Annotated in this window: 4 protein-coding genes and 1 pseudogene; all 5 read right to left on the reverse strand. The window is 57.7% G+C overall.

All coding sequences use genetic code 11. The features are described from left to right. Positions 1-229: pseudogene (locus K5905_RS29590) on the reverse strand (23S rRNA (pseudouridine(1915)-N(3))-methyltransferase RlmH); the annotation flags it as partial. An 83-nt stretch (positions 230-312) separates the two neighbouring features. Next, the gene (rsfS, locus tag K5905_RS29595) at positions 313-696 is read right to left on the reverse strand and encodes a ribosome silencing factor (RefSeq protein WP_297591190.1); all 384 of its coding nucleotides are present in this window, start codon (positions 694-696) and stop codon (positions 313-315) included. Positions 697-925: 229 nt separating this feature from the next. Beyond that, complete coding sequence (locus tag K5905_RS29600) at positions 926-1,519, reverse strand: nicotinate-nucleotide adenylyltransferase (RefSeq protein ID WP_297591193.1); 594 nt, start codon at positions 1,517-1,519, stop codon at positions 926-928. Between the two features lie 38 nt (positions 1,520-1,557). Beyond that, positions 1,558-2,838, reverse strand: a complete 1,281-nt coding sequence (locus tag K5905_RS29605) for a glutamate-5-semialdehyde dehydrogenase (protein WP_297591195.1) — start codon at positions 2,836-2,838, stop codon at positions 1,558-1,560. Between the two features lie 52 nt (positions 2,839-2,890). Beyond that, positions 2,891-3,781: glutamate 5-kinase (gene proB, locus K5905_RS29610; RefSeq protein ID WP_297591197.1), on the reverse strand; the 891-nt coding region annotated here is incomplete at its 5' end.

Genomic DNA, 3,781 nt, shown 5'->3' on the forward strand with positions numbered 1-3,781 from the left:
CGAGCACCACCAGCCGCGTACCGCCGGACACCGCCTGTAGAATGGCTTTTGCCTCTTCCGCTTTACGGTCATCTGCCCTTTGAGCGCGGCTTTCAACCATTTCCGACAGGGTGACATCGGCAATCCCCAGACCACGTCCCGTCTTTCGCGCCCGATCAAGATAGCGGTCGAAAATTTCTTTGTCCGCACCGGCCTTCATCTTGCCGATGCAGGATAGCGTAAAGCGCATGAAGTCTCCGCCGGGTCCCGATCCGGTTTCTGTCACTGTCTCGCGGCAGTACGAGGTTCCGGTTCAAGAACCCCGAAGCCGGTTCAGCCGATATATTGCGGCGCGTCGTCCGTTTCCGGTGCCCACATCTTTTCAAGATTGTAGAAACCACGAACTTCCGGACGGAAAATGTGAACTATCACATCGCCCGCATCTATCAGTACCCAATCACAGGTATTCTGGCCTTCAACGGTCGCAGCCCGGCCCCCTGCCTTTTTCAGATCTTTCAGCAAGTGGTCCGCGATCGCACCCACATGGCGGTGGGAACGTCCGGACACAATCACCATGTGATCTGCCAGGGAACTTTTGCCTGCAATGTCGAGAGTAACCAGGTCCTCAGCTTTGGAATCGTCAAGACTGGTGAGAACCGCATCGAGGAGGTCTGCCGCAAGATCTGCGCTTACGGAAGCCTTCTGAGAGGTGGACATGTCTGTCCGCCCACTTTCAAAGGTCATGGTCAGGTGTAATGCCTTTCGCCGTTTGTTCCGTCCTGCTCCAACGTCGTCACGAACTAGATTGTCCGACTTCGTACGTCACCCGTTTTGGACACAGGACCGGTTGACCGTACCTCGGCCGCCAACTTTGCGACCGTCCCTATAATACCGCTTCCCGTTTGGCATTTTCAAGACAGCCAAAATATCTCGGTAAAATTGACAGTCACAGTTTTTTGTTTTGCCGCAGTTCCGTGGACGATGTCCGGTCCAGCGGAGTGTGCAGAAATGTCCAGACAGGCGCATTCATGTCCGCCAAAAGGCCTGCAACCTCCTCAGGAAGTCTATATTTTTCATAGGCTTGCGCCATTGGAGAGGACATCACAGACAAAGATGCTCCGGGCCTGTCGACAATCGCAACAGGAACAGAACCGATAATCGCCCGCCAATCCTGCCACTTGTGAAAACTAGCCAAATTGTCAGCACCCATGACCCAAACGAATCGGGTGGCCGGACGCATCGACCGGAGCGCCAGGATCGTTCTGGCTGTGTAAGGGGTTCCCAGAACCGTTTCATAGGCCGTGACCTTCATCCGCGGATGATCCGCCAGCGCGCTCGCCATGCGCATTCTGTTTTGCAGTGGGGCCAGGTCCGAATGGCTTTTAAGCGGATTACCAGGTGTGACAAACCACCAGATCTGATCGAGACCCAGTCTCTTCAGGGCCGTGGCCGCCACAAGTCGATGCCCGGAATGCGGCGGATTGAACGAACCACCGAATATTCCGATACGATTTCCCGGTTCGGAATGGGGCAATTTCATCCAATCGCGTCTGAGCTCAGGTCCAGGACTAGCTGAACTCATGGACGCGTCTGACCCGATCCATGAACCTTGTATTTGAAACTGGTGAGCTGCTCGACACCGACGGGTCCACGGGCGTGCATCCGGCCTGTCGCGATACCAATTTCTGCCCCCATGCCGAATTCACCGCCATCGGCAAACTGTGTCGACGCATTGTGCAGCACGATGGCAGAATCAACTTTCGCCTGAAACCGATCAGCGACCGCCTGATCCTCGGTCAGGATGCAGTCGGTGTGATTGGAGCCGAAGGTCGCAATATGATCCATGGCGGCTTCCAGATCAGGGATAACCCGCACCGACAGGATCTTGTCGAGATATTCGGTCGACCAATCGTCTTCGCTCGCCGGAACGATGTTTTCGCAAATGTCGCGGACAGTGGCATCGCCGCGGATCTCGCAGCCCTGTTCCTGCAAGGCCTTGACGATAACCGGCATATGGCTGTGTGCCACAGCTTCATGCACCAGCAAGGTCTCCAGCGCACCACAGATGCCAGTCCGGCGCAGTTTGGAATTCACGACTATGTCGACCGATTTCTGCAGATCGGCTTGCCTGTCGACGAAGATATGTACCAGACCTTCCAGGTGGGCAAAGACCGGCACGCGAGCTTCGGTCTGCACACGCTCAACCAGGCTGCGGCCGCCTCGCGGTACAATGACATCCAGGTTGCCATTGAGCCCTTTGAGCATTTCGCCAACGGCCGCTCTGTCGGTCACCGGAACGATCTGAATGGCATCTTCGGGAAGTCCCGCCGTCGCCAGTCCCTTCTGCAGGGCGGCATGGATGGCCTTGTTGGAGTGAATTGTGTCGGATCCGCCACGAAGCACGACGGCGTTGCCCGCCTTCAGGCAAAGCGCGCCTGCATCGGCAGTCACATTGGGGCGGCTTTCATAAATGACACCGATTACGCCGAGCGGTGTGCGCACACGCTCGATCTTCAATCCGTTCGGCCGCTCCCACGCCGCAATGACCCCTCCGACCGGATCATCAAGCGCGACGATATCTTCCAGCGCTCTGGCGATGGCCTCGATCCGATCCTCGCTCAAGGTTCCGCGATCCAGAAAGGCCGCCGTCTGACCATTGGCGGTCATGGCCTCAACATCGATCCTGTTGCCGGCCAGAATATCGGGTGTTGCGGCCCGCACGGCCTTGGCCATTTCGCTCAAAGCCTTGTTTTTCACCTCTGTTGGCGCTGTGGCAAGAACCCGGCCGGCAGCACGGGCCCGTTGCCCGATCTCCGCCATCAAGTCTTCAGTCGTGTTCGTTTCGACCATGTCCAGCATTCTCACCAACTCCACTTTAACCGGCTCAGGGAACCGGACTTCCTGCTGCGTTTTAACGCGTTCCGTTCAAAAAGGCATCCTCAAGCACCAAATCGTCGCGATGGATCATTTCCGCCCGCCCTGGATAACCGACGATCGCTTCAATCTCCCGGCTGTTGCGTCCGGCAATCAATTGCGCCTCATCGGCGTCATAGGCGATCAGGCCACGACCTATTGTTCGGCCATCCTGGCTCAACAGCATGACGGCGTCACCTCGGGAAAACTTACCGGACACGGAGGTCACACCGGCCGGCAAGAGGCTCTTGCCCGATTTCATTGCCTTGAGCGCACCATCGTCGAGCTGGATTTCTCCGCGCGGTTCCAGGTGACCGCCAATCCAGGCCTTGCGAGCGCTTGCCGGTGAACCGAGCGCGGGAAACCATGTTCCACGAGCCCCGTCGTTCAGACGCGTCAGCGGGTTCAATTCCTTGCCGGAGGTAATAACCATGGATGTGCCGGCGGCTGTCGCAATCTTGCCGGCATCAATCTTGGTCTTCATGCCACCACGGGAAAGCTCCGACCCGGCGCTTCCGGCCATTGCCTCGATTTCCGGTGTGATCCGGGGCACTTCCGGCAGGAACACGGCCTTCGGGTCGTCGGCAGGTGGAGCGGTGTAGAGCCCGTCTATGTCCGACAGCAGAACCAGACAATCTGCGCTTGCCATGGTCGCAACTCGTGCAGCCAGACGATCATTGTCGCCATAGCGGATTTCGGAGGTCGCGACCGAGTCGTTTTCGTTGATTATCGGTACAGCCCCCATTTTCAAAAGCGTGCCGATGGTTGCCCGTGCGTTCAAATAGCGCCGACGCTCTTCTGTGTCCCCCAGGGTCAGAAGGATCTGGCCGGCCTTTCTGCCATACGTGCCGAGTGCACCGGCATAAGCCTGAGCCAGGGCAATCTGCCC

Origin of the sequence: Roseibium sp. (assembly GCF_025698965.1) — a bacterium.
In the GTDB taxonomy this organism is placed as follows: Bacteria; Pseudomonadota; Alphaproteobacteria; order Rhizobiales; family Stappiaceae; genus Roseibium.